18 protein-coding genes are annotated in these 23,716 nt (G+C 60.9%); 8 read left to right on the top strand and 10 right to left on the bottom strand.

What is annotated here, in order from left to right:
* Positions 1-24 precede the first annotated feature (24 nt).
* Positions 25-546 carry a gamma carbonic anhydrase family protein gene (locus tag JOD50_RS06415; protein ID WP_204880858.1) on the top strand — a complete coding sequence of 174 codons (522 nt, stop codon included), beginning with the start codon at positions 25-27 and terminating at the stop codon, positions 544-546.
* A 116-nt stretch (positions 547-662) separates the two neighbouring features.
* On the opposite strand, the gene JOD50_RS06410 is transcribed toward JOD50_RS06415, so the two are convergent.
* The 4 genes from JOD50_RS06410 to JOD50_RS06395 form a co-directional block, all read right to left on the bottom strand.
* The gene (locus JOD50_RS06410; protein WP_204880857.1) at positions 663-2,885 is read right to left on the bottom strand and encodes an NADP-dependent isocitrate dehydrogenase; all 2,223 of its coding nucleotides are present in this window, start codon (positions 2,883-2,885) and stop codon (positions 663-665) included.
* Between the two features lie 174 nt (positions 2,886-3,059).
* Entirely contained in the window at positions 3,060-4,736 is a 1,677-nt protein-coding gene (gene purH, locus JOD50_RS06405) for a bifunctional phosphoribosylaminoimidazolecarboxamide formyltransferase/IMP cyclohydrolase (protein ID WP_204880856.1), read from the bottom strand.
* 98 nt (positions 4,737-4,834) lie between these two features.
* Positions 4,835-5,428 (bottom strand): phosphoribosylglycinamide formyltransferase, encoded by a 594-nt coding sequence (purN, locus tag JOD50_RS06400; protein ID WP_204881571.1) that lies wholly within the window; start codon positions 5,426-5,428, stop codon positions 4,835-4,837.
* A gap of 20 nt (positions 5,429-5,448) precedes the next feature.
* Positions 5,449-6,843, bottom strand: a complete 1,395-nt coding sequence (locus tag JOD50_RS06395) for a cell division protein PerM (protein ID WP_204880855.1) — start codon at positions 6,841-6,843, stop codon at positions 5,449-5,451.
* Positions 6,844-7,068: 225 nt separating this feature from the next.
* Between JOD50_RS06395 and JOD50_RS06390 the strand changes: the two genes are divergently transcribed.
* The 3 genes from JOD50_RS06390 to JOD50_RS06380 are packed head-to-tail and all read left to right on the top strand — an operon-like array spanning position 7,069 to position 9,372.
* Positions 7,069-8,268 carry a YhjD/YihY/BrkB family envelope integrity protein gene (locus tag JOD50_RS06390; protein ID WP_204880854.1) on the top strand — a complete coding sequence of 400 codons (1,200 nt, stop codon included), beginning with the start codon at positions 7,069-7,071 and terminating at the stop codon, positions 8,266-8,268.
* A 55-nt stretch (positions 8,269-8,323) separates the two neighbouring features.
* Positions 8,324-8,719, top strand: coding sequence for a hypothetical protein (locus JOD50_RS06385; protein WP_309136525.1), 396 nt, complete (start codon positions 8,324-8,326; stop codon positions 8,717-8,719).
* Positions 8,720-8,751: 32 nt separating this feature from the next.
* Complete coding sequence (locus JOD50_RS06380) at positions 8,752-9,372, top strand: isochorismatase family protein (RefSeq protein WP_204880853.1); 621 nt, start codon at positions 8,752-8,754, stop codon at positions 9,370-9,372.
* A 63-nt stretch (positions 9,373-9,435) separates the two neighbouring features.
* Here JOD50_RS06380 and JOD50_RS06375 read toward each other — a convergent pair whose 3' ends face one another.
* Entirely contained in the window at positions 9,436-9,900 is a 465-nt protein-coding gene (locus tag JOD50_RS06375; protein ID WP_204880852.1) for an acyl-CoA thioesterase, read from the bottom strand.
* A gap of 60 nt (positions 9,901-9,960) precedes the next feature.
* On the bottom strand, positions 9,961-11,052 hold the full coding sequence (locus JOD50_RS06370) for an App1 family protein (RefSeq protein WP_204881570.1): 1,092 nt from the start codon (positions 11,050-11,052) through the stop codon (positions 9,961-9,963).
* A gap of 52 nt (positions 11,053-11,104) precedes the next feature.
* On the opposite strand from JOD50_RS06370, the gene JOD50_RS06365 reads away from it, so the two are divergent.
* The 3 genes from JOD50_RS06365 to JOD50_RS06355 all read left to right on the top strand — a co-directional run bounded on the left by JOD50_RS06365 (position 11,105) and on the right by JOD50_RS06355 (position 16,918).
* Positions 11,105-12,193: an inositol monophosphatase family protein gene (locus tag JOD50_RS06365; RefSeq protein ID WP_204880851.1), complete on the top strand. Its 1,089-nt coding sequence runs from the start codon at positions 11,105-11,107 to the stop codon at positions 12,191-12,193.
* 94 nt (positions 12,194-12,287) lie between these two features.
* Positions 12,288-13,451, top strand: coding sequence for a VIT1/CCC1 transporter family protein (locus tag JOD50_RS06360; RefSeq protein WP_204880850.1), 1,164 nt, complete (start codon positions 12,288-12,290; stop codon positions 13,449-13,451).
* Between the two features lie 83 nt (positions 13,452-13,534).
* Complete coding sequence (locus JOD50_RS06355) at positions 13,535-16,918, top strand: DEAD/DEAH box helicase (protein ID WP_204880849.1); 3,384 nt, start codon at positions 13,535-13,537, stop codon at positions 16,916-16,918.
* Positions 16,919-16,950: 32 nt separating this feature from the next.
* On the opposite strand, the gene JOD50_RS06350 is transcribed toward JOD50_RS06355, so the two are convergent.
* The 4 genes from JOD50_RS06350 to JOD50_RS06335 form a co-directional block, all read right to left on the bottom strand.
* Positions 16,951-17,772: a heme ABC transporter ATP-binding protein gene (locus tag JOD50_RS06350; protein ID WP_204880848.1), complete on the bottom strand. Its 822-nt coding sequence runs from the start codon at positions 17,770-17,772 to the stop codon at positions 16,951-16,953.
* On the bottom strand, positions 17,769-18,830 hold the full coding sequence (locus JOD50_RS06345) for a FecCD family ABC transporter permease (protein WP_204880847.1): 1,062 nt from the start codon (positions 18,828-18,830) through the stop codon (positions 17,769-17,771). Before JOD50_RS06345 ends, JOD50_RS06350 begins: the two co-directional genes overlap by 4 nt.
* The gene (locus JOD50_RS06340) at positions 18,827-19,999 is read right to left on the bottom strand and encodes a heme/hemin ABC transporter substrate-binding protein (RefSeq protein ID WP_204880846.1); all 1,173 of its coding nucleotides are present in this window, start codon (positions 19,997-19,999) and stop codon (positions 18,827-18,829) included. The genes JOD50_RS06345 and JOD50_RS06340 overlap by 4 nt, the downstream gene beginning before the upstream one ends.
* Positions 20,000-20,134: 135 nt before the next feature.
* Positions 20,135-22,717 (bottom strand): HtaA domain-containing protein, encoded by a 2,583-nt coding sequence (locus JOD50_RS06335; protein WP_204880845.1) that lies wholly within the window; start codon positions 22,715-22,717, stop codon positions 20,135-20,137.
* Positions 22,718-22,936: 219 nt separating this feature from the next.
* Here JOD50_RS06335 and JOD50_RS06330 point away from each other — a divergent pair, with 219 nt between their 5' ends.
* A complete protein-coding gene (locus tag JOD50_RS06330) occupies positions 22,937-23,611 on the top strand; it encodes a biliverdin-producing heme oxygenase (RefSeq protein WP_204880844.1) in 675 nt (224 codons plus the stop codon).
* The last annotated feature ends 105 nt before the right edge of the window (positions 23,612-23,716 follow it).

Here is a 23,716-nt window from a genome sequence, read left to right as displayed (position 1 = left end):
CGCCGGCGTCAGTAGGCTGGTCGCATGGCACATATCATTCCACTTGATAACGGAACCCCTGACGTCGAGGCCGCCGCGTTCCTGGCCCCTACCGCCACGGTTAGTGGCGATGTAGTGATGGCTGAGGATTCTTCGGCGTTCTACGGGGTATCGGTCCGCGGGGATTCCGCCCCGATCCGCGTTGGCGCCCGCACCAATCTTCAGGACAGCGTCGTGGTTCACGCTGACCCTGAGTACCCGTGCACCCTCGGTGACGATGTCACTGTCGGCCACGCCGCCGTGGTGCATGGCTGCACTGTGGGCAACGGGACGCTGGTTGGCATGTCCGCGACCATCATGAATGGCGCTGTGATCGGTGAGCAGTCGCTTGTCGCCGCTGGCGCGCTCGTTTTGGAGGGCATGGAGGTTCCGCCGCGGTCTCTGGTTGCAGGCGCGCCTGCGAAGGTCCGCCGTGAGCTGACCGATGAGGAAGTTGCGGCACTGTCAACTTCCGCCGAAACCTACGTCGGCTTGGCCCGCCGTCACGCAGTAGCGCTCGATAACTAGATCGCACCTCGACGCCGTAGACACTCGCACTTAAACACGCGGGAGGCGTGACCACATGGTCACGCCTCCCGTTCGCTGTATCAGCGAGCTGTGCTAGCCCCGCTGAAGCGAGAAACTTAGGCCTTGAGGCCGTCGATGATCTCGTTGAGGGTTGCGGAAGGACGCATGATCTCGGAGACCTTCTTCTCGTCTGGGCGGTAGTAGCCACCCAGGTCAACTGCTACGCCCTGTGCGCCGTTGAGCTCGGAGATGATCTGCTCTTCCTTCTCTGCGAGTGCCTTCGCAACAGGTGCGAAGACCTGTGCAAGGCGCGCATCCTCGGTCTGCTGTGCGAGTTCTTCAGCCCAGTAGCGAACCAGGAAGTAGTGGGAGCCGCGGTTGTCGAGCTCGCCTACCTTGCGGGATGGGGACTTGTTCTCGTCGAGGAACGTACCGGTCGCTGCATCGAGTGCGCGGCCAAGAACCTCAGCTGCTGGGGTCTCGGTCTGGCGGCCGAACTTCTCGAAGGACTCAGCGAGAGCAAGGAACTCACCGAGGGAGTCCCAACGCAGGTGGTTCTCTTCAACGAGCTGCTGAACGTGCTTCGGTGCGGAACCGCCAGCGCCGGTCTCGAACAATCCACCACCAGCAAGCAGTGGAACGATCGAGAGCATCTTCGCGGAGGTGCCGAGCTCGAGGATCGGGAACAGGTCGGTCAGGTAGTCACGCAGGACGTTACCGGTCACCGAGATGGTGTCCTCACCCTTGCGGATGCGATCAACCGAGAACTGGGTTGCTTCCTTCGGAGCAAGGATGCGGATGTCCAGGCCGTCGGTGTCGAGGTCCTTGAGGTAGGTGTTGACCTTCTCGATGAGGTTCGCGTCGTGTGCGCGGTTCTCATCGAGCCAGAACACAGCTGGCATACCCGACTGGCGGGAGCGCTCAACTGCGAGCTCAACCCAGTTGCGGATCGGCAGGTCCTTGGTCTGGCATGCGCGCCAGATGTCGCCGGCCTCAACCTCGTGGGAAATCAGAACATCGCCTGCGGAGTTGACGACCTCAACCGTGCCGTCTTCCTCGAGCTGGAAGGTCTTGTCGTGCGAGCCGTACTCTTCAGCTTTCTGAGCCATGAGGCCAACGTTCGGGACGGTACCCATGGTTGCTGGGTCGAACGCGCCGTTCGCGCGGCAGTCCTCAATCACGGTCTGGTAGACGCCAGCGTAGGAGGAGTCAGGGATGATCGCCAGGGTGTCCTGGGTCTTGTCGTCAGCGTTCCACATCTGGCCGGAGGTGCGGATCATCGCTGGCATGGATGCGTCGACGATGACGTCCGATGGGACGTGAAGGTTGGTGATTCCGCGGGAGGAATCAACCATAGCGATCGACGGGCCTTCGTTGTAGGCCTTCTCGATCTCTGCCTTGACGGCTTCAGCGGTTTCGGCGTCGAGGGAGTCGAGGCCGGAGATGATCGCTGCGAGGCCGTTGTTCGGGGACAGGCCAGCTTCTGCGAGCTTGTCGCCGTACTTCTCGAACAGGTCAGCGAAGTAAGCGCGGACAACGCGGCCGAAGATGATCGGGTCGGAGACCTTCATCATGGTCGCCTTGAGGTGCGCGGAGAAGAGGATGCCCTCGTCCTTAGCGCGCGCAACCTGCTCCTTGAGGAAAGCGTCGAGTGCCTTGACGGACATGAACGTGCCGTCAACGACCTCACCTTCGAGAACCTTGAACGCGGGCTTGAGAACCTTCGCTTCGCCGCCGGCAGGGGTGAAGCGGATGGTCAGCTCGTCGTCCTTCTCAAGCACAACGGACTTCTCGTTGGACGCGAAGTCGTTCTTGCCCATCGTCGCGACGTTGGTCTTGGAGTCCTTGGTCCACTCACCCATCGAGTGAGGGTTCTTCTTCGCGTAGCTCTTGACGGACTGCGGTGCACGGCGGTCGGAGTTACCTTCACGCAGGACCGGGTTCACAGCGGAACCCATGACCTTGCCGTAGAGCTCGCGGATCTCGCGCTCTTCGTCAGTCTTTGGCTCGTCTGGGAAGTTCGGCAGGTCGTAGCCCTGCGCCTGCAGCTCAGCAACGGCTGCCTTCAACTGCGGTACGGAAGCCGAAATGTTCGGAAGCTTCACGATGTTCGCATCTGGGCTCTGGGTCATCTCGCCCAGCTCAGCCAGGGCATCGTTGATGCGCTGGTTCTCTGGGAGCATGTGAGAAAACGTTGCGATGATGCGGCCAGCCAGCGAAATATCGCGGGTTTCCATCGGCACGTTCGCCTGGGAGGCAAAAGCCTCAACCATCGGCAGGAACGAGTGCGTGGCGAGCATCGGCGCTTCGTCGGTGTGTGTATAGATGATCTTTGCCATGTGGCGGCTTTCTCCCTCAACAGTCGCTGATGAGTTGGGTTGTGCCCGTCAGTTGTCTGGGCACACTCGTCTCTATTCTAAAGGGTCGCAAAGAGGCCGGTGAGGTTTGTTGCCGAACGTGCGTTCATTGGCAATCACCTCACCGGCCTCCGCTAGGTGGTCTTCGGAGTGGGTTTAGTGGAAGAAGTGGCGTTCACCCGTGAAGTACATCGTCACGCCGGCCTTGTTCGCGGCGTCGATCGTGTCCTGGTCGCGTACGGAACCGCCCGGCTGGACGATCGCGCGCACGCCAGCGTTGATGAGGACCTCCGGGCCGTCTGCGAACGGGAAGAAAGCGTCCGATGCGGCAACGGCTCCGCGTGCGCGTTCCTCAGACTGTGCGTTGGCGTCGGCTTCCGCCCCGCCTGCCGCGTTGACGTCGGATGCAACCGTGACACCGAGGGTGTTGGCGCGCTCTACTGCGAGGCGGCACGAATCGACGCGGTTGACCTGGCCCATGCCGATGCCGACGGCGGCGCCGTCGTTGGCGAGCAGGATCGCGTTCGACTTAGCGGAACGCAGGGCACGCCACGCGAAAGCGAGGTCGGCGAGCGTCTTCTCGTCAGCTGGTTCGCCGGCCGCGAGCGTCCAGGTCTTCGGGTCATCGCCTGGTGCATCGAGCTGGTCGGTTGTTTGGAGCAGGGCGCCACCGGAAATCTGACGGATCGAAACCGTGTCTTGCTTGAAGTCCTTCGGAAGGGCCAGCAGACGGATGTTCTTCTTCTTGGAGAGGATCTCTACGGCCTCATCCTCGAAGCCCGGGGCCACAACAACCTCGGTGAAGATCTCCGAAACCGTGCGAGCCATACCCGCCGTAACAGGGCGGTTAGCCGCGATCACGCCGCCGAAAGCCGACAACGGATCGGTTCCGTGAGCCTTGCGGTGCGCGTCAGCGATCGGGTCCTCGGCACCCGGGGTCGCGACGGCGATGCCGCACGGGTTAGCGTGCTTGATCACGGCAACCGCTGGCTCATCGAAGTCATAAGCCGCGCGCACTGCGGCGTCGGCGTCCTGGTAGTTGTTGTAGCTCATCGCCTTACCGTGCAGCTGCTCAGCCTGAGCAATACCCGGGGACGCGGCGTGATCCACGTACAGTGCTGCCGGCTGGTGCGGGTTCTCGCCGTAACGCAGAACCTCAGCACGCTCGAGCGACAAGCCAGCGTATGGAGGGAACACCGGAGCCTCTTCCGCGCCCGGGTCACCGAACTGAGCCGCGGTCCACGCGGCAACAGCGTTGTCGTAGGCGGCAGTGTGGGCGAAAGCGAGCGAAGCCAGACGACGGCGGGTCGCCAAATCGAAGCCCTCACCGCGAGCTGCCTCAACGACCTGGCCATAGAATTCAGGGTTCACGACCACGGCAACAGAAGGGTGGTTCTTAGCGGCCGCGCGAACCATCGACGGGCCACCGATATCGATCTGCTCAATCACCGCATCCTGGTCGGCACCCGAACGCACTGTCTCAACGAACGGGTACAAGTTCACGACCACCAGATCAAACGGCTCAATCTCCATGTCCTTGAGCTGCTGAACATGGTCATCCTTGCGGCGATCAGCCAAAATACCCGCGTGAACCCGCGGGTGCAGAGTCTTCACACGACCTTCGAGGCACTCCTGGAAGCCCGTCACCTCAGACACCTCAGTCACCGGGATACCCGCATCAGCAATACGGCCAGCAGTAGAACCGGTAGACACAATCGCGACGCCAGCCTCATGCAGGCCGCGAGCAAGGTCCTCCAAACCGGTCTTGTCATAAACAGAGATCAGTGCACGCTTAATCGGAACGGTCGTCGGCGTGGAATCCTGAACGGTCACGAGAAAAGGCTCCTCAGGAGAAATCGCGGAAAATACGCACTACACAATGCGCATGAGAAACAGCCCGCCTCACAAGGCAGACACGACTAGTCTACGCTTCAATCTCCTACGGACGGGAACGTGATTGCGCCATCCGCAAGACCCTGCAGAACCTCAATCAACGCAGAACGCTCCTGAACCTTAATCCGTTCATGCAGCTCATCCTGCGACTCGCCCTCGCGCACCTCAACCGCACGCTGCGCGATGATCGGGCCCGTATCCACACCCGCATCAACCCAATGCACCGTGCAGCCCGTGACCTTAACGCCATACGCCAACGCGTCACGCACACCGTGCGCACCCGGGAACGACGGCAACAACGCCGGATGCGTGTTCACCGTCCGATCCCCGAAACGCTCAAGGAACGCCGCACCCAAAATCCGCATAAAGCCCGAGCACACCACCACGTCCGGCTCGAAACCAGCCACAGCGGAAGCCAACGCGGCATCCCACTCAGCCCGCGCATCGTAATCCTCAGGGTCCACAACGAACGTCTCAGCACCCAAGCCATCAGCACGATGCAGACCAGCCGCACCCGGCTGATCCGTACCCACCGCAACGATCTCCACACCAGTCAACCGACCAGCAGAAACAGCATCAACAACAGCCTGGAAATTTGTACCAGACCCCGAAAGCAAAACCACCGCACGCATCGCGAAACCCTCCCTAAAACTCACGCATCCAAAACAGGATCACGCTCAAACAACGGCGCCGCAACATTACCGATCACAGCACCCACGCCGATCTCCGCGACCAGCAAACCAGCAGACGCCCACACATGCGGGCCAATCCACGTGAAAACACCCAGCCCCAACGTGCCAGAGGACAAAAACGCGAACGCCACAAAACCAGCAGCCGAAACCGCGCCCACCAGAAGCCCCAAAACCAGCGAGGACAACGTCAAACCAACCCAGCGCTGCTCGAAACGGAGCGTCAACCACTCCTCCAAGTGGTTCTCGCCCTCACGCAAAAACCACCAGCCGGCCACAATCCCAGCCACCACCGGAATCACAACAACCCACACATGCGGGCCCTCAGGGAGCATCCCCAACAACGGCAACGGCGGCATATCAGTCCCGAACACACCAAACGCAGAAACCGATGTGGTGGACCCCAAGGCAAAACCGCCGCCAGTCAGATAGGCCAGCGTGTACACGACCATGTTCGGAACAAACACCAACTGCAACAACATCAACGCCGAACCGCCCCACACACCAGGATTCAAACGCATCACGTTATTGACCACATCAACCCAATGCACCAACAACTGCACCGTGAAAACCGCAGACGCCAGCCCCACAGCCGTCACAAACCCCACAAAACCAGCACGCACAACAGCCCACACATACGAGCCAGCCCACCGCTGATACTGCGAATGCTGAACAACCCAATCCGCCGCATCAAAACCAATCAACCGGCCAAACGAGCCCGCCTCACGCCACGCTCCCCCGATCAAACCAATCACGTGGATCACCAACGGAATCAACAACGCACCCCACCACGGCGCAGAAACCAACTCAGTCGAAGCCCACCACGTCGTCGCCATACCCAACAAGCCATACACGACCAGCGAACCCAACATCGCCTGCCACAACTGATCAGACCACGACGCCCGCGCCAACCGCCGGCCCGCACGCCACGCCAACCATCCAGGCACCAACACGAACCCCAACGGAAGGAACCACATCGTCCCCTCACCACCAATAGCGGCATCCGAACGTACCAACGGAACCCCATGCCCCATGAGCCACCACTGCCCAGTCGCATGAGCAACATCGCCCGCACTCGCGCTCAACCAGCCGCCAGACGCCGCCGCAACACCCAAAGGAATCGCAACAACAATCAGCCCCAGGACATACACCTGAATCGCCTCAATACTGCCCTGAATCACCAGCGGCAGCGGCATGCCCTCCTGCAAACCAACCCGGAAACGATACAGAGCCTCCCGGGTGCGCGTCGTCAACGAAGGACGCTCATCAGTCGCCTCATAAGCAAGCTCCGCGCCCGCATCAACCTCACCCGAAGGCGACGTATCAGCGTCACGCGAGTCCTTAAAATCTGTAGGCATCCTGCAACATCCCTCAACCAACTCAACTCAGCATCGAGCGCCATGCCACAACATCGAGCACAGTTTCACGACACTCCACCAACGATCGTGCCATCTTAGAACCCACAGCACGCGCAGGCGCGGCGAGAACACCCGCAGGACACCCCAAAAAAGCGCGAGTGTGGCATCAAACCTGTGAGATGACTAGGCTCTAGATCAATAGCATCCATCAGGAAGGCCAATAGCGTGGAGAGAAGCATCACGGCAGACCCCGACGCAAAAGACGCGATCGAAGAACGCATGGACAACGCCGGCCCCATCCCGGCGGCCGGATGGAAATACATCTTCGGCAGAGCACTCCGCGAATTCACTCGCGACGGCGGCATGGACATGGCCGCTGCCCTCACCTACCGAACAGTGTTCGCGATCTTCCCGGCGCTACTCGCCGTGGTCTCGACCCTAGGTTTGTTCGGCCAAGGCGAAGAAACCACCAAGCTGCTGCTCAACACGATCGAAGACGTCGGCTCGCCTGAGATGGCGAAAGTCCTCGAAGAACCCATTACCGGGCTCACTGAAGGCAACGGCGCGGGCCTATTCTTCGTGATCGGTGTCCTGGGTGCCGTGTGGACGTCTTCGAACTACGTCAACGCGTTCTCCCGCTCCATCAACACCGTCTACGGTGTCGAAGAGGGCCGCGCCGCGATGTTCCTGCGCATCCAGATGTACCTCATCACCCTCGCACTGCTGTTCGGCGCGATGATCTGCATCCTGCTGTTGCTCGTCTCAGGTGACTTCGCGTCGATGATCGGCGGCTGGATCGGCCTGGGTCCTGAAGCGGTGACTGTTTGGAACATCCTCAAATGGCCTGTTCTGATCGTGGTCGCGATCGTCATGATCGGTTTGCTCTACAACTTCACCCCTAACGTGCGCCGCCCACAGGTCCGATGGATCACCCTGGGCGCAACGTTCGCGCTCGTCGCAATGGCACTGGCGACCGCGGGCTTCGCGTGGTACCTCTCCAACTTCGCTAACTACAACAAGACCTACGGCTCCATCGGTGGTGCGATCGCGGGTCTGATGTGGATCTGGATCATCAACTGTGTGCTGGTTCTGGGTGCGGAAGTCGATGTGGAAGCTCAGCGTGCTCGCCAGCTCACCGCTGGTCTTGAAGCTGAAGAGCAGGTCCTGCTCCCACCACGTTCGACCTCGGGCATCAAGAAGAAGGAAAAGGCGTACGCCAAGGACGTTTACGAGGGCCGCAAGCTGCGCGCGATGACCAACCCGATTGGCCCCGAGCCAGTGGACCCGCGACGTAAGAAGAATCGTTTGAAAGCCCTCGCGAGCATCGGCGGCGTGGTCGCTGTGCTGAGCATGATCCGCTCGGCATCCCAGACCCCACCGGAAGACGCAGAGCCATCCTCTGACACCGATAGCTCCAAGGAATAAGCGGGCCTGTCCCCAATTCACCCCAACCTTCACCCCACATCTAAGGAGAGCCACCATGGCTAATCTGACTACCCCGCTGTTGACCACGACCGGCCTCGTGGGCGGCTTCGAGGTTGCCCGCCGCACCAAGAACCGTCCACTCGGCGGCGCAGTTCTGGCAGTGTGTGGCGTGTTGGCAACCTGCATCTGGGTCAAGAAGGTCGGCTGGCCACGCGCGCTCGTGCTGCTCGCGATCTACCTTGGCGCTTTCGGCTACTCGCATCCGCTGGCCAAGAAGGTCGGCGCGGAAGAGGCCGTTGCCATCGTGACCGCGGCATCGGGCCTCAGCGCGTTCCTCTTCGGCGGATCCAAGCGCAGCGAAGCGAAGATCGCCGCCAAGCGTGCGGAACGCAAGGCTGACCGCGCCCACAAAGCTGCGCAGAAGAAGGTCGCAGCCCTGTCCGCTAAGTAAGGTCCTGCTGGTTCAAGAAAAGAAAGCTAACGATGGTGTCCGAACAGACTCACCGACACAAGGCTGAACGCGCGGCTGACGGCCGTGCCTTGCTGATCGTCGATGTCCAGAACGACTTCGCTGAAGGCGGTGCTTTGGGGTGCGATGGTGGTGCTGCTGTTGCGGCTTCCATCAACTCGCTCACCGCCCCGGGCCATGACTATCAGTTGATTGCGGCATCGCGGGACTGGCATTCCTCGGAAGGCGATAACGGCGGCCACTTCGCGCCTGAAGGCGAGGAACCGAACTGGACCACGACGTGGCCGGTCCACTGCGTTGCTAACACTGAGGGCGCGGCCTATCACCCGAATTTGGATACGTCCCGGATCGAGCTCGAGGTCCGCAAGGGCATGGGGAGCCCCGCCTACTCCGCTTTCGAAGGGGTCGCTGACGACGGGACCGGTCTGGCTGAGGTCCTCAAGGAAGAGGGCATCACCCACGTGGATGTTGTGGGGATCGCAACCGACCACTGCGTTCTGGCCTCCGCGCGCGATGCCCTCGCACACGGCTTCAGCGTGACCGTATTGAACGAGCACACCGCTTATGTTGATGCGGACGCGGCGGAAGCGGCACTGGCGTCCCTCGAGGAAGCCGGCGCGACCGTCGTGCGTTAGCGCGCTGAGCTGAGTCGTGCGTTAGGTGCGCTCTATTAGCGGTGCGTTCAGCGCACTGTTGACTTAATCGGATTCCCGGCTGTCGTCGGTGAATGCCTGCATGGCTTCGCGGACGGCGGCCGGGATTCTGGTTAAGCGCCCCGTTTCACCGTCGGCGAGCGCCAGGAGTGTGATGGCGCGGGAGCATAGTGTCCCGTCGTGGCCGTCGCGGATTTCGTAGTTGACGGTGAAGGTTGCGGGTTTGATGTCGGAAATCCAAATGTCCACGGCCGCGGGGACGTCGCGGTATGGGAGTTGCGCGAGGTAGCGGATCGTGTGTTCGACCACAAGGATCATGAGGCCCTCGCCGACGTTTTCGAACAGATCAACTTTGCCTTCGCGGCTAACGGGCGAGCCGGTTCCGCCGGGGACTCCGAAGCCTGCTACGCGGGCTTCTTCCATGAGACGGATCTGGTTGGCGTTGTTAACGTGCCCATAAGCGTCCATGTCTGCCCAGCGCAGTGGTACGGAGACGGTTTGGCGGCTCATATCGTGTCCTTCTCGCTTCAGTTGTCTGCGCCTGTTAGTTGACTGCGTCTGTTAGTTGTCTTAGTTGTCTGGGTCGAGGGCATCGGGCGCTTCTGGCATGAGGCCGAGCGCGACGAGCCGGGCGGCGATGCGGCCGCCATCGGGCTCATAGACCCATGGAACACCGGGTGTGGTGTTCATGATGGCTGCGTTACGTCCACCGGCGAGCGCGGCTTCCGATGGGGTGAGCTGGCGGATCACGATCGCGGAAACGTTGTCTGGGTAGCGGCGCGCGAATTCGGCGTAGGTATTGGGGTCTTTTTGTCCGTCGTCGCCTACGAGGAGCCACGAGATGTCAGGGAATTCATGGGCGAGGCGGCGGAGGTTGTCGACTTTGTGCTGGACGCCGGAGCGGAACCAGCGGCCTTCTACCGGGCCCCAGTCGGTGAGCAGGAGTGGGCCGTCTGGGAAGAGGTTGCGGGCCATGAATCGGCTGAGCGCCCGGTTGGTGTTCCACGCGCCTGTGGAGAGGTAGAGGGTCGGCGCGCCGGGGTGGGCGTTGGAGAACCGGTCAAGAAATACCGCCATGCCGGGGGTTGGGACGCGGGCGTGCTCGTCGATCACGAAGGAGTTCCACGCGGCAAGCAGTGGGCGCGGGAGCATCGTGACTACTACGGTGTCGTCGACGTCGCAGATGATCCCGTGTTTCTGGTTTTCGTTGACCATGAACACGTGGCCGGTCACGGGTTCCGCGTCGTCGACGAGGAATTCGACGTGGTGCCACCCCGGTTCGAGGTTGACGGCGAGGCGTTCGTCGATCACGCCTCCGCGGTCTGAGTAGACGTCGTAGATGTCTCCGTTGATGCGGATTTTGACGGGGTATTCAGGCACCGTGGGTGAGATGAAGTGGCGCCATCCGCGGACACCTTCTTCCACAACCGTGGGCAGGTGAAGGTCTTCGAGCCGTGAACCTGGTTTGGCCATGACGACCCGCGCGAATATGCGCACCCACCCATTTTCGCCGCTCCTGCCGTAACCGCGGTATGGGACTACCGCGACGTTGTCTCCACGGCGTTTGGATACTTTGAGACGGAAGTCTTGCCAGCGGTCTTCAAGCGCTAATGCGAATTCTTTTCGAGCGCGGCGGCGGTGCTGATGGTGTGCGTCTTTCATCACGGTTCTAGTTTCTCATGTGTTGCCGGCTGTTCTTGATTAGGCTGGCGGTATGGGTACTGATGTCGGCATGGGTTCTGATCTTTTCGATGCGGTGGTCGGTCCGGTGTGGCCCGGAGCTGACGATGTGGTTGCCCGGCTGGCTGCTGGGGAGCCCGAGCGTTTGCGGGATATCGCGGTTGCCGCGGTGGAGGCGGTGGCTGGCGATGTTGTTGCTGCGTGGCGCGACGGCGTGGGGGCGCGTGAGAAGTCGTCGGCGCATGATGTGGTGACGCAGACGGATATTGAGACCGAGGCGCGTTTGATCGCGTTGTTGCGTGAACGGACTCCGGTGGCTGTATTCCTGGGTGAAGAAGGCGGCGGTGCGGCGGGCGCTGGTGCGGGAGGATCCGGTGCGGGCATTCCCGCGGGTGCGGTCTGTTGGGTCATCGATCCAATCGACGGCACCAGCAATTTTGTTCATGGCTTGCCGGATTTTGGGATTTCGGTTGCCGCGGTGGTCGATGGGGTCCCTGTGGCGGGTGTCGTGTGTGCGCCGGCTTTGGGGCTCACGTGGCGTGCGTGGGTCGGCGGGGATGGCGCTGCGGTTTCTGAACAGAGGGCCAACTCGACCTCAGCTGAGCACGGCTGGCAGCCGTGTGTGTCCGCGGGCCGCGGCGTGGAGTCTGGTTGTGCGTTGGTCACGGACCATCCGCATGCTGAGGCTCTCGAGGTTTCTGTCGATGCGGCCGCTGAGTTCGCTGATCTGGTGCAGGCTTTCGCTACGGTTCGCCGGCATGTGTGCACCACGGTGGATGTGTGCAGGTTGGCGTCTGGTGTGCACGATGCGGTGCTCGGCCCTGCGGTGAAGCCGTGGGATATCGCGGCGGCGGCGTTGATTGCGGTGGGTTCGGGCGCTACGTGGCTCTATGGTGGTCGGCGCGCTGGTGTGCCGGGACCGTCATCAGCGGCCGTTGCGCGGCTTGGTAGTAGCTCCGACGCACGCTCAGGCAATGGCTCAGGCCCGGACAATGTCTCAGTGGCGGGCAATGACAGCGTTCTAGATGCTCCGATGTTTATGGTGCAGGCGGAGGAAGCGTCCGTACCGACGGCCCGTCGTGTGCTCAACCAGATGATCGCGCGGACGCTCCCCACTCGGTAATCCCCCGCCGTTATTCACTCGGTATTCCCGCACAGTGAAGGTGGCATAACTTTCTGCCCGGCACCCGCATCGTGATCTTTCTAAACTGGTGCCCGTGAGTACCGCATCGCCTTCTGAGTCCCGCCCGTCCCCCACTCAGCATCCGTCCCCAGCTGACCAGCGCCCTGAACCGACACCCGCGCAGATCCGCCGGTGGCGCCGCTATTTGGCGGATGAGCTGACGGAGGGCGCGATTTACGAGGCTCTCGCGAAGAAAGCGAAGTCCCCCGAGGACGCGCGCATTTTGACGGCGCTCGCGGAAGCGGAGGAACGTCACGCGGACCACTGGCGCGCGTTGTTAGGCGAGCACGCTAAGCCGTCTCGGCCGTCGATTCAGCGTTCGTTGCTGCGTTTCTTGGCTACGCATTTCGGTTCGATTTTCGTTCTCGCGCTCGTTCAGCGCGCGGAGGGTAATAATCCGTATGCGAAGGATTCGGATGTCCCGAGCAAGATGGCGGCCGATGAGCTGGTTCACGAAGAGGTTGTGCGGGGTCTAGCGACTGAGGGGCGGATGCGGCTCTCAGGTAATTTCCGTGCGGCGGTGTTCGGCGCGAACGATGGCCTCGTGTCTAACTTCGCGCTTGTGTTGGGTATCGGCGCTACGGGTGTTGCGCCGTCGATCGTGATGTTCACCGGTATCGCAGGTTTGCTTGCGGGCGCGCTTTCGATGGGCGCTGGTGAGTTCGTTTCGATCCGCTCCCAGCGGGAGCTTCTGGATGCGTCCCGCCCCACGCACGCAACCTTGCATGCAGCCCCGCATTTGGATCTCGATGAGAACGAGCTTGTGCTCGTGTACTTGGCGCGAGGGATGTCGCAAGAGGCGGCGGAGCATCGCGCGGCGGAACGCATGGGCCGTTTCGAATGCGATTGCGACCCGTCGACCTCCCTGCCGCTCCCGCACGAGGGCCGCACCTTGCCAGGTGATGAAGAGCTCGACGGGCACGGAAGCGCGTGGGGTGCCGCAACGTCGTCGTTTGTGATGTTTTCGATCGGCGCGATCGTCCCGATCCTCCCGTATATCTTTGGCATGACGGGTATCACCGCTGTGATCATCGCGACAATCCTGGTGAGCGCTGCGTTGCTCATTACGGGTGGTTTCGTGGGGCTGATCTCTGGATCGTCCCCGGTTTCGCGTGGTTTCCGGCAGTTGTTCATCGGTTTGGGCGCGGCGGCTGTCACGTATGTTTTGGGGCTCTTGTTCGGCACAGTTGCGTTGTAGGACCCTCTCCCACCTCATAATCCGGCCCGCGCAGAGGCCCCCGATTTCATGACCTCTCGCCCTAGATGAGAAACTATGCGGTGATGAGTTCTGCGAAGTTTCCTTTGGTTGATGCCCGCGAAGTCCTCAAAAAGGTTGGCGGCGGCTCTTTTACCCGCGGGAAAATGCTGGTTGATGCGGGTCAGTTGTCTGATCTTGTGTGGGACTCTGATGCGCTGAAGCTTTCAGGGACGGTGTTCGACGACGGTGTTGAGGTGGTCGCGGACGTCACGTTGGTTTCGGATCAGTCCGGGTTCCTGATTGGTGAGATGTCGTGCGGCATGGACGTTGAGCCGGGGTGTAAGCATGTTGCTGCCCTGCTGATCGATTCGAATGCGCGCCACATGCAGGCTAAGGATGAGCGGGAGGCCGAGGAGGCCCTGCAGCCGGTTGATGCTGAGTGGGAGCTCGCGCTGTCGCGGATCCTGGAGAGCGGGCGCGCTGGCCGGGATGGGCGGAAGCCTGAGGATATTCAGCCGCTGGGTTTGCAGTTTGAGCTGCGTGATTCGCGGGATGCTTCGCAGCGCCAGTATGGGGTGGGACAGGGCCCTAAGGCAGTGGGTGCGCGTGGTGCTCGTAGCCGATTTACGCTGGCGATCCGCCCTGTACTCCGCAATCCTCAGGGTCGTTGGATTCGCTCTGCGTTGCGGTGGAACACGATTTCCTTCAAAACATATGGTTTGCCGTTGGATCCGGAGCAGCATCGGTGGTTCTGCCAGTTGGTTCCGTTGTATCGAGCGAATGGTGAACTGTATTTCGGTGAAGATAACGACTGGCTGATTTTCGATGATTTCGCGTCCGGCTTGGTGTTTTCCTTGCTTGAGGAAGCTCACGCGCTCGGCATCGAGCTCGTGGGTTCGGGCGATATCTCCGGCATTGAGCTGGTTGATTCCGGCCGCGTGTATTTCGATGCGCAGCGCACGGACGCTGGCCTTGAGCTGATCCCGACGATGGACATCGGCGCCAGGACCATCGGCGCCAGGACCATCGCGTTGGGTGAGGACGTTGCGGCCGGCACGGTCGGCCGGCACGGTGTGTGGGCGCTGGCTGAGGATGGCCACACTGTTGAGATCGCACCCGTGGACCACACTTTGGAGCCGGAGGCTCGTTTCTTGGTGCGCCGCCCGTCGGCCATCACTGTCCCTGCCGGCGAAGTCGATCATTTCTTCTCGGGGCCGTATCAGCGCCTCGGCCGCCGCGTGAGCTTCGTGTCCTCGAACGGCTCGGTTGCGTTGCCGCAGATCACTCCCCCGTCGCTGGTTGTTGTGGCGACGTATCAGCCGGACGATGTGGTGGTCGTCGATTCGGAGGTCGATTACGGCCCCGGCGGGATCGATGATTACGCACGCGACATGGCGGCTGAAGCTCAATTGCGTGCCGAGGCGCTGAAGGTTCTGACCAAGCATGGCTGGGACGAACTCGAGCCGTACCGCAGCAATGGCGGGCTCATGTCGCACACACTTGAGGGCCTTGCGACGGTCGATTTTGTGCGTCGCGGCATCCCGGCGCTAGAGCAGATTCCGCATGTTCGCGTGCTCGATGTCGGTAAGCGGCCTGTCTATAAGGAGCTGACCGAGGCTCCTGAGCTCACGGTCACGACCGTCGAGTCCGATAAGAACGACTGGTTCGATCTGGGCCTCATGATCACAGTCGGTGACCGCCGCATCCCATACGCCGATATTCTGCGGGCGCTGTCTGCCGGCCAGAAGCGCATGCTGATGTCGGATAAGACCTACGTTTCGCTGGATCAGCCTCTGTTCCATCATCTTCGCAGCCTCATCGAGGAAGCGAACATGTTGAAAGAAAACCCTAAGGACCCGCCGCGGATCACCCGTTATCAGGTGAATCTGTGGGATGAACTCGCGGGGCTTGCCACCGAGGTTTCTGGCCCTGATTCGTGGCATGCCGCGATCGCTGGCTTGGCCGATGGCGCCGGGGCTGACACCGCGGTGCCGGATGGTGTTGAGGCGACACTGCGCCCGTACCAGGTTGAGGGGTTCCGCTGGCTCGCTTCGCTGTGGCGGCAGGGCCTGGGCGGCATCCTCGCCGACGACATGGGCCTGGGTAAAACGCTTCAGGTCATCACGATGCTGGCCTACATGCGTGAGCAGTGGGGCGGCACTGAACCCGACGCCGCACCGGAAGCAACATCCGCATCGAAGGCTACCGTTGCTACCGGCGGCGCGGGCCCGGTTTTGGTGGTTGCGCCGACGTCGGTGGTTCCTAACTGGTTGGCCGAGTTGCGCAGGTTCGCACCGGATTTGAAGGTCGCTGGCGTGCGGGATACTCAGACGAAAGCGTCGCAACCGTTGGCTGAGGTCGCAGCAAGCAACGATGTCGTGGTCACCTCGTACACGCTGTTCCGTTTGGATTCGGATGTGTATCAGGAGCTCGGCTGGTCTGCGCTGATTCTGGATGAGGCTCAGTTCGTCAAGAACAAGTCGACCAAGGCGCATCAGACTGCTCGGGAATTGAATGCCCGCGTGAAGTTCGCGATCACGGGTACACCGTTGGAGAACAACCTCATGGAGCTGTGGGCGCTTCTGGCGATCACCTCCCCCGGTTTGTTCCCTTCCTCGAATAAGTTCGCTGAGGTGTTCGGCCGGCCGATCGAACGCATGGGCGCTGTTGAGCCGCTTGAGCGTTTGCGCCGCCGAGTCCGTCCGTTCATGTTGCGCCGTACCAAGGCCGAGGTCATGACGGACCTGCCGAGCAAGCAAGAGCAGGTTCTGGCGATCGACCTTTCGGAAGAGCACCGCCGCATTTACGACACGCGTCTGCAGCGTGAGCGCCAGAAGGTCCTGCACTTGGTTGAGGACATCAACCGGAACCGGTTCACGATCTTCACCTCGCTCACCACGCTGCGTCTCATGGCGTTGGATCCTGCGTTGGTGGATGAAGAAGAGTTCGCGGATGTGGGATCGGCCAAGCTGGATGTTTTGTTGGATTACCTGAACTCGCTGCTGGCTGAGGGCCACCGCGCGCTCGTGTTCTCGCAGTTCACGTCGTTCCTCAAGCGGGCTGGTGCTCGGCTGGATGAGGCCGGCATCGATTACGCGTATTTGGATGGCGCGACCCGCAACCGTGAGGAAGCGATCCAGGAGTTCAAGGATGGCGACGCCCCGGTCTTCTTGATTTCGCTCAAGGCCGGCGGTTTCGGCTTGAACCTCACGGAGGCTGACTACATCTTCCTCATGGATCCGTGGTGGAACCCTGCCGCGGAGGCCCAGGCTGTGGACCGTGCGCACCGCATCGGGCAGACCCGCAACGTCATGGTGTACCGCATGGTTTCTGCGGGCACAATCGAAGAGAAGGTCGTGGCGTTGCAGGACGCCAAGCGTGAACTCATCACATCCGTCATGGACGGCGGGGACGGTTTCGGTTCCGCGTTGAGCGCTGACGATATCCGCGAGCTGCTGGCTGAATAACAGCCTGGGCTCATGCTAGTTTTCGGTGCTCGCTAGTTTTCAGTGCTCGCTGAGGTGAGGTCTTGCCTCGGCAGCAGAAAACGGCACGGGCGAACGGGGCTGATGCGTGTGCGTCCGCCTGCTTCGAATACTTCGAGGGCGGTTCCGTACACGGAGCTCAGTAGCTGCGCATCGCACACGTCAGCTGTTCGTCCTGCGGCACAGACTGTGCCGTGGTCGAGCACGATGAGGTCGTCGGCATATGATGCGGCGGCGTCGAGGTCATGAATCACCACGACGACGGCGGCGCCAAGAGCTGCGAACTCTTGCGTCAGGGCTAGCGTGTGTTCGGCGTAGGCGACGTCCATCGCCGCGGTTGGTTCGTCGAGGAGGATGACCCGTCCCACACAGACGGGGAACGCTTGAGATATGACGCGTGCAAACGCTGTACGTTGGCGTTCGCCACCCGAAAGCGTTGTGATTTCTCGTTCGAGCAAGTGCCCGAGACCGGTGAGTTCGATCGCTTGGTCAACGGCCGCGCCATTTGCCGGATTGGTGCCCCACGGAGTGCGCCCCATCTCCACGATTTCTCGGATCGTGTAAGGGAACGCGACGTCCGAGTTCTGGGTCATGACAGCACGCTGTCTTGCGAGCTCCTGGTGCGGGATCCCGCTGACGTCCTCACCGTTGATGAGGATTCTGCCTTTATGCGGGGGCGTAAAGCCGGCGAGCGCAGAGAGCAGGGTCGATTTGCCTGCCCCGTTGGGGCCGATGATCCCGGTCACGGCCCCTGGCCGCACGGACACCGAGACGGAGTCGAGGAGGATCTTGCCGTTGACGCTGATCGTGAGGTCTTCGACGTCGAGCGCGTTCATGACCTGATTCCTCCTTTTTTGAGGGTTCCCCGCAAGAGGATGATGAAGACGGGGCCACCCACGATCGCGGTGAAAACACCCACAGGGATGTCGCTGAGTGGGATGAGTGTGCGGGCTGCGGTGTCGGCTACCCCAAGCAACGTCGCTCCCCCGAGCAGCGACAACGGGAGGAGGTATTTGTGCGAAGGGCCCACGATGAGTCGGAGAGCGTGCGGGACCACAAGCCCGACGAAACCGATCATGCCGGAGAATGCGACCGCCGTGCCCGTCAGGATGCACACCAGGATGACGCTAATGAATCGCAACCGTTCAACGTTGATGCCGGTTCCGTGGGCGGCGGCGTCGCCGAGTGCGAGCACATCGAGCTTGTTCCTGTAGAACCAGATGGCAAGGCCGGTAACTGCCAGTACAGCGAGGCAGATGCCCACTTGTTCCCAACGAGCGGCGGCGAGTGAACCCATTTGCCAGAAAATGATCTCTTCACGGGAGGTCGTGTCGCCCAGGTAGACAAGGAAGCTCGTGAGTGCCCCGCCGATCGCATTGATCGCGATACCGGTCAAAACCAAGGTGAGGACCATGACCTTGCCTGAGCCTTTCGCGAGCATCCATACGCAAGCCGTGGCGATCATCGCGCCGATGAATGCCCCTACCGGAAGAACCCACGTACCCGTGGCGGTCAAACCGAACACGATCGAGACGCAGGCACCGACGCTCGCGCCGGCGCTGACGCCGACGACGCTCGGTTCCGCCAACGGGTTGGCGAAGATTCCTTGCATCACGGTGCCAGCCAAGGCGAGGCTCGCCCCGATCACGGCGGCGAGGAGTGCTCGAGGGAACCGGATGGTCCACAACGCGGCGTCGGTTGAGTTTTCGGTGGGGTCGGCTCCTTCGATGAGGACTCTCTTAATGGAGCTCAGAACTTCAAGGGGCGTTGTTGTGTACTGACCCGCGGTGGATGAGATCAATAGAACGCAGACCACCGCGACGGTCAGTACGATGCCGGTGAGCCACGCGGCGCGTGCCCTCGCGCTGCGTTTGCTCTCGACGGTTTGGGTCATTTCTTGGACTGTCCATCCTGGTATACGGCTTCAGCGAGAGCTTTGAGGTTTTCTGGCGTACGCGGTCCGAATGAAAGCAGCTGACCGTCCGCTGCTGTGATGATGCGCTTGTTCTTGCCAGCCACGGTTGCGCTCATGCCAGGGCGTTTGAGGAAGCCATCGAGACCACCCGCGGATTCGACCCCGCGCTTCATCGCGAACACAATCTCAGGGTTGAGGTTCAGCAGCGATTCCGCGTTGGCTGGCTTGATACCCCCGATGTTGTGCGTGCGAGCCATGTCTTCCAGGCCAAGGGCTTCTACGATGTCGGAGGCGCCGTATTCGTTACCGAGAATGAAGAAGACTCCGCCTGTTCCGCGCACGTAGAGAACGGTTGCTCGAGGCGCTCGCGGCGTCTTTGACTTCAGTTCCTCGACGTACGTCTTAGCTTCGGCGAGGTCTTTCTTGCTTTGTTCCGCGAGTTTCTCAGCGGCATCTTCAGTACCGAAGACCTTGCCTACCGCGCGGATTGCGTCCGGGATCCCGTCGATGCTGGTGGCTGGTTCGAGCCTCACAACCGTGATGCCGGCGTTTTCGAGTTGCCGGTACGATTCCGCTCCACCGATGTTTTCGGTCGTGATGATGAGATCCGGTTTGAGATTCAGGATCGCTTCAACATTGGTGTCGTGCCCGTCTTTCGTGATGACGGGGAGGTCTTTAAGCAGGGCGCTCGTGTCAGAGTTTGAGCGTCCGATCAGTCGGTCGTGCAACCCCATGCCAACCACCGTGTCGGCCAGGGTCCCGTTGAGGTCCAGCGCAAGCACCCGGTCAGCCGACTTGACCGTGATCTCCTTGCCGTGGGCGTCGGTCACTGTGGTCGGAAGCGAAGGTTTCACTCCGGACATGACCGGTTTCATGTCGGGGATATCGCGTGCCTCAGCAGGTCCTTTGACCTTGAGTGCATCGACGGCGTTGACGCTCTTATCTTGAGCACTCGGTTCAGGTGAGGTTGAGGCTGAACCGGTCGCGGTTGCGTATGGGCTCGGCGATTCGTCGGTGGATGCGGCTGATGTGCACCCTGCGAGCAAGCTGACGAGGGTGAGTCCCGTTACGCCGAACAAAGCCAAGCGGGAGGTGCGTGAGGTGGTTTTCGCACGGAATGAAGTAGCGCTGGAGGTGCCGTGAGTCATGATTGCATCGCTTTATGTGTAGAAGGGAAGTTTTAGAGAATGAATGAGGGCGTGTGGTTGCAGCCTGTTGGAGAGGCTGCAACCACACGCTTTTTCCGTTGCATGAGTGGGCAGATTTACGCCAGTGTGGCGTGGTTATGCAACGGAGTCTTTACGGCGCGAGCCTCGCATGAGCGCAAGCCCGATGAGGGCCAGTACGCCTGCGGTCCCCGCCAGGGTGGTTCCGCCGAAACCGGTCGAGGCAAGGTTTCCAGCACCCGTGCCTGGCATTGCGGAACCGTCTGGGGAAACAACCGCACCAGTGTCTGGGTCAACACAGATTTCCTTGTCGACCATGCCGGTGGAGCCTACCGTGAGGGTGAGCGGATCCAGCACGAGGCCGGCTTCGTAGAAGCCCGCGAAGCCCTTAGCGCCTGCCTTAGTCAAGGTCACGGTCGCGTTGTTGATGCCCTTGGAAGCATCGCCATTGAAGGACAGGGTTGCGAACACGATGTTGTTGGCAGAGAGGTCTTTGCCTTCCATCGACTGCGACTTGACGTTCGCGATCAGCTGGCCCTTACCTGGGCCGGTGACCTTCACGCGCAGGCCGTAGATGGTCGTGTCCAGGACGCCCTTGTGGCCCGTGAAGTGAATGCTGCCTGGGAAGGAAACCGTTCCGGAGTTCGCAGTGAGGGTTCCAGAACCGGCACCCCATGTGAATCCGTTTGCAGTGCGGGCTGCACCGTTTCCAGGTGCGATGGCACCCTTTGCGATACCGCCGGTGATGTAGTTACGGAAGGAGGTCTTGACACCCCAGCTCAGCGTCGATGCACCTGGCTTGCCAGGAACCTTTTCAATGCGGCAGATCGGGGCACTAGGAGCCTTTGTCTTGCCGTTGCCAGTTTCCTGTGCAACCGGGCCTGGCTTCTGCGGAGCCGGCTTAGGTGCAGGCTTCTGCGGCGCAGGCTTTGGCTTCTTAGGTGCTGGCTTCGGCTTTTCCGGTGCTGGCACAGGAGCTGGGGTTTCTTGCGTAACCAGCGCGTTCTTGATCGACACTGGATCGATCTCGATGCCTGGCTCGTAGAACCCAGCCATTGCTGCAGCGCCATCCTTAGTCAGGGTTGCTTTAGCGTTCGTGAGGCTGAGCTTGCCGTCCTTGACCTTGAGGGCGCTCTTAGGGAACGTGAGCTTGGCAACGCGTGCGTTCTTCAAATCGACTACATCCGTTACGGAGGTCTTTGGTGCCTTGACCGTCATGATGAGGTTCGCGGTCGTGTCCGACGTGAACTCCACAGCGAAACCGGACATCGTCAGGTTCATTTCACCCTTGTGGCCCTTGAACGTCACCTTGCCGTCGAAGGTCACGTTGCCCTTGCCGTTCTTGTAAGCACCCTTCCCGTTAGGGAACGTGAAGACGCCGTTGTTTGCCTTCTGCTTGGCACCACCATCGGTCACGATAGAGCCCTGAGCAATGCGCCCGACAACGTACTTACGGAAGCTTTCCTTGACGCCCCATTCCAGGTTGCCGCCCTTGCCAGCAGGCTTCGGCTCAGGCGTTGGCTCCTGAGTTGGCTCCTGAGTTGGCTCAGGCGTTGGTTCCTGAGTTGGTTCAGGGGTTGGTTCCTGAGTTGGCTCTGGCGTTGGCTCAGGCGTTGGCTCTGGCGTTGGCTCTGGCGTTGGCTCAGGCTGCGGAGCCTCTACCTTGATAGCAGCGTCTTTGATGGACACTGGATCCACCTCGAGGCCAGGCTCGTAGAATCCAGCCATTGCCACAGCGCCGTCCTCAGTCAAAATCGCCTTAGCGTTAGTAAGGCTGAGTTTGCCGCCCTTGACCGTCACAGCGTCCTTAGCGAACGTGAGGTCCGCGACGTGCGCGTCCGTCAGGTCCACGGCCTCCGTGACGGAGGTCTTTGGCGCCTTGACCGTCATGATGAGCTGCGCGGTGGTCTCCGAGGTGAACGTCACCTTGAAGCCAGACATCGTCAGGTCCATCTCGCCATGGTGACCCTTGAAAGCCAACTGGCCGTCGAAGGTCAGGGTTCCCTTACCGTCTTCGTACGTTCCCTGGCCGTTAGGCAGGGTGAAAATGCCGTTGTTCGGCTTCTGGGCAGCACCGCCGCTGGTCTCGATCGAGCCGCGCGCAATACGACCTACAACGTACTTACGGAAGCTTTCCTTGACACCCCACTCGAGCTGGCCGCCCTGGCCAGCAGGTTCCGGCTGAGGCGCTGGCGTCTCGACGTAAGTGATCGGTGCGGAAGCGTTCTGGCTCGTGTCCTTCATGCCCTTGCCGTGGCCCTTAGACGTGAAGAACGAGAGGCTCGTGTCGGATTTCGCAGGAACCTTGACCTTGACTGCGAACGAACCGTCAGCGTTCAGCGGAGCGGTGCGTCCCCGATCAGTGTCTTCGTCCTTCTTGCCTGCAGCGATCCATACCGATTTGGTGCTTCCACCCTGATAGAAACCCGCAGAAGAGGACGGACCGTAGCCGAGGTAGATTCCCGTTGATGCGTCGCCCTGAGCGTCGCCTTGGTAGAAGTTCTTACCGGTGACAGTGACCTCGCCGCCTTCGGCAGGAGCTGGAGTCACCGTGATCGTGGGCTTAGACCCGGCATCGGAGCCGGCATCTGCGTGCGCTGTAGCCACTGGGACGGTTGCCATCGCGCCAACCAGCGCGAAGGACAACAAAGACCCCAAGGCCTTCCCCACACGGCGCATGCGAGTGGTCTTTTGCTTCATAGCTTTTTCTAATCCTTGCTTTGTGAGCACCCCAATAGCGCTAGGTGCTCATACGGAGATACTCGTGATTTCAGGTGGTGCCCACTTCCACCCTCAAACGACACAGATAAGCCTAAACTTAACTAATCCAATTAGGCAAGTGAAGGCTTGCGTAAATGAAATACATACGGTTAGGCTGACCTTAGACGCACGAATTCCCTCACCACGAAAGCAAGATCCATGACAACCCCTACTACTGAAGCGCCATCGTTCGCCGCTCAGCTCAAGTCATCCACGCGCACCGAACATGACGCCGCTGAACACTCGTCATTCATCCAGGACCTCATGGAAGGCAAACTCACCGCCGAGGACTACGTGAGGCTCCTGGCTCAATACAAGCCGCTCTATGGCGCACTCGAAAAAGCGTGCGCAGCATGGCGTTCAGACCCGAGCGTCCAGCAACTCCTAGACCCAGCGCTGGACCGTAGCGAAGCTATCCGCAACGACCTCGCAGGCCTCACCGAGTACCTCGGCATCGAGATGCCAGACCTCACCAACGCAGTCACGCTATACACCCAGCGCATCCACGAAGTGGGCGCACTTCCTACGCCTGAGCGGCTCATCGCCCACCACTACCTGCGCTACCTCGGCGACCTATCTGGCGGCCAGGCCATCGGTGCACTCGTCGCACGCCACTACAACATCCCGAGCGAACTGCTCACGATGTGGAAGTTCCCCACCATCGATAAGCCGAAAATCTATAAAGACACCTACCGCATCCACCTGGACCACTTCGCTCAACAAGCGAACCAGGAGGAGATCATTGACGAAGCCCGCCTAGGCTTCGCACTCAACCGAAACCTCTTTGTTGAGCTGGGCGCTCCTCTCAGCGACAACAAAGACCTCTACGTCTAGGTGCATCTCCTCTCGCAAAATCTGCGCCACGACGAGAAGCGGCCCCGTTAGTGACTGAACGAATCAGTCGCCAACGGGGCCGCCGCATGTCTAACCTCGGGTTGG

Source organism: Pseudoglutamicibacter cumminsii, from assembly GCF_016907775.1.
In the GTDB taxonomy this organism is placed as follows: Bacteria; Actinomycetota; Actinomycetes; order Actinomycetales; family Micrococcaceae; genus Pseudoglutamicibacter; species Pseudoglutamicibacter cumminsii.
The sequence above is the reverse complement of the archived record's forward strand: the minus strand, read 5'-3'. Positions and strand labels throughout refer to the sequence as shown.

What these genes read in the sequence shown, in the direction of transcription:
- JOD50_RS06415 (WP_204880858.1), top strand. Translation starts at nt 25, where the DNA reads ATGGCACATATCATTCCACTTGATAACGGAACCCCTGACGTCGAGGCC.
- JOD50_RS06410 (WP_204880857.1), bottom strand. Translation starts at nt 2,885, where the DNA reads ATGGCAAAGATCATCTATACACACACCGACGAAGCGCCGATGCTCGCC.
- purN (WP_204881571.1), bottom strand. Translation starts at nt 5,428, where the DNA reads ATGCGTGCGGTGGTTTTGCTTTCGGGGTCTGGTACAAATTTCCAGGCT.
- JOD50_RS06395 (WP_204880855.1), bottom strand. Translation starts at nt 6,843, where the DNA reads ATGCCTACAGATTTTAAGGACTCGCGTGACGCTGATACGTCGCCTTCG.
- JOD50_RS06385 (WP_309136525.1), top strand. Translation starts at nt 8,324, where the DNA reads ATGGCTAATCTGACTACCCCGCTGTTGACCACGACCGGCCTCGTGGGC.
- JOD50_RS06380 (WP_204880853.1), top strand. Translation starts at nt 8,752, where the DNA reads ATGGTGTCCGAACAGACTCACCGACACAAGGCTGAACGCGCGGCTGAC.
- JOD50_RS06375 (WP_204880852.1), bottom strand. Translation starts at nt 9,900, where the DNA reads ATGAGCCGCCAAACCGTCTCCGTACCACTGCGCTGGGCAGACATGGAC.
- JOD50_RS06370 (WP_204881570.1), bottom strand. Translation starts at nt 11,052, where the DNA reads ATGAAAGACGCACACCATCAGCACCGCCGCCGCGCTCGAAAAGAATTC.
- JOD50_RS06365 (WP_204880851.1), top strand. Translation starts at nt 11,105, where the DNA reads ATGGGTACTGATGTCGGCATGGGTTCTGATCTTTTCGATGCGGTGGTC.
- JOD50_RS06355 (WP_204880849.1), top strand. Translation starts at nt 13,535, where the DNA reads ATGAGTTCTGCGAAGTTTCCTTTGGTTGATGCCCGCGAAGTCCTCAAA.
- JOD50_RS06350 (WP_204880848.1), bottom strand. Translation starts at nt 17,772, where the DNA reads ATGAACGCGCTCGACGTCGAAGACCTCACGATCAGCGTCAACGGCAAG.
- JOD50_RS06345 (WP_204880847.1), bottom strand. Translation starts at nt 18,830, where the DNA reads ATGACCCAAACCGTCGAGAGCAAACGCAGCGCGAGGGCACGCGCCGCG.
- JOD50_RS06340 (WP_204880846.1), bottom strand. Translation starts at nt 19,999, where the DNA reads ATGACTCACGGCACCTCCAGCGCTACTTCATTCCGTGCGAAAACCACC.
- JOD50_RS06335 (WP_204880845.1), bottom strand. Translation starts at nt 22,717, where the DNA reads ATGAAGCAAAAGACCACTCGCATGCGCCGTGTGGGGAAGGCCTTGGGG.
- JOD50_RS06330 (WP_204880844.1), top strand. Translation starts at nt 22,937, where the DNA reads ATGACAACCCCTACTACTGAAGCGCCATCGTTCGCCGCTCAGCTCAAG.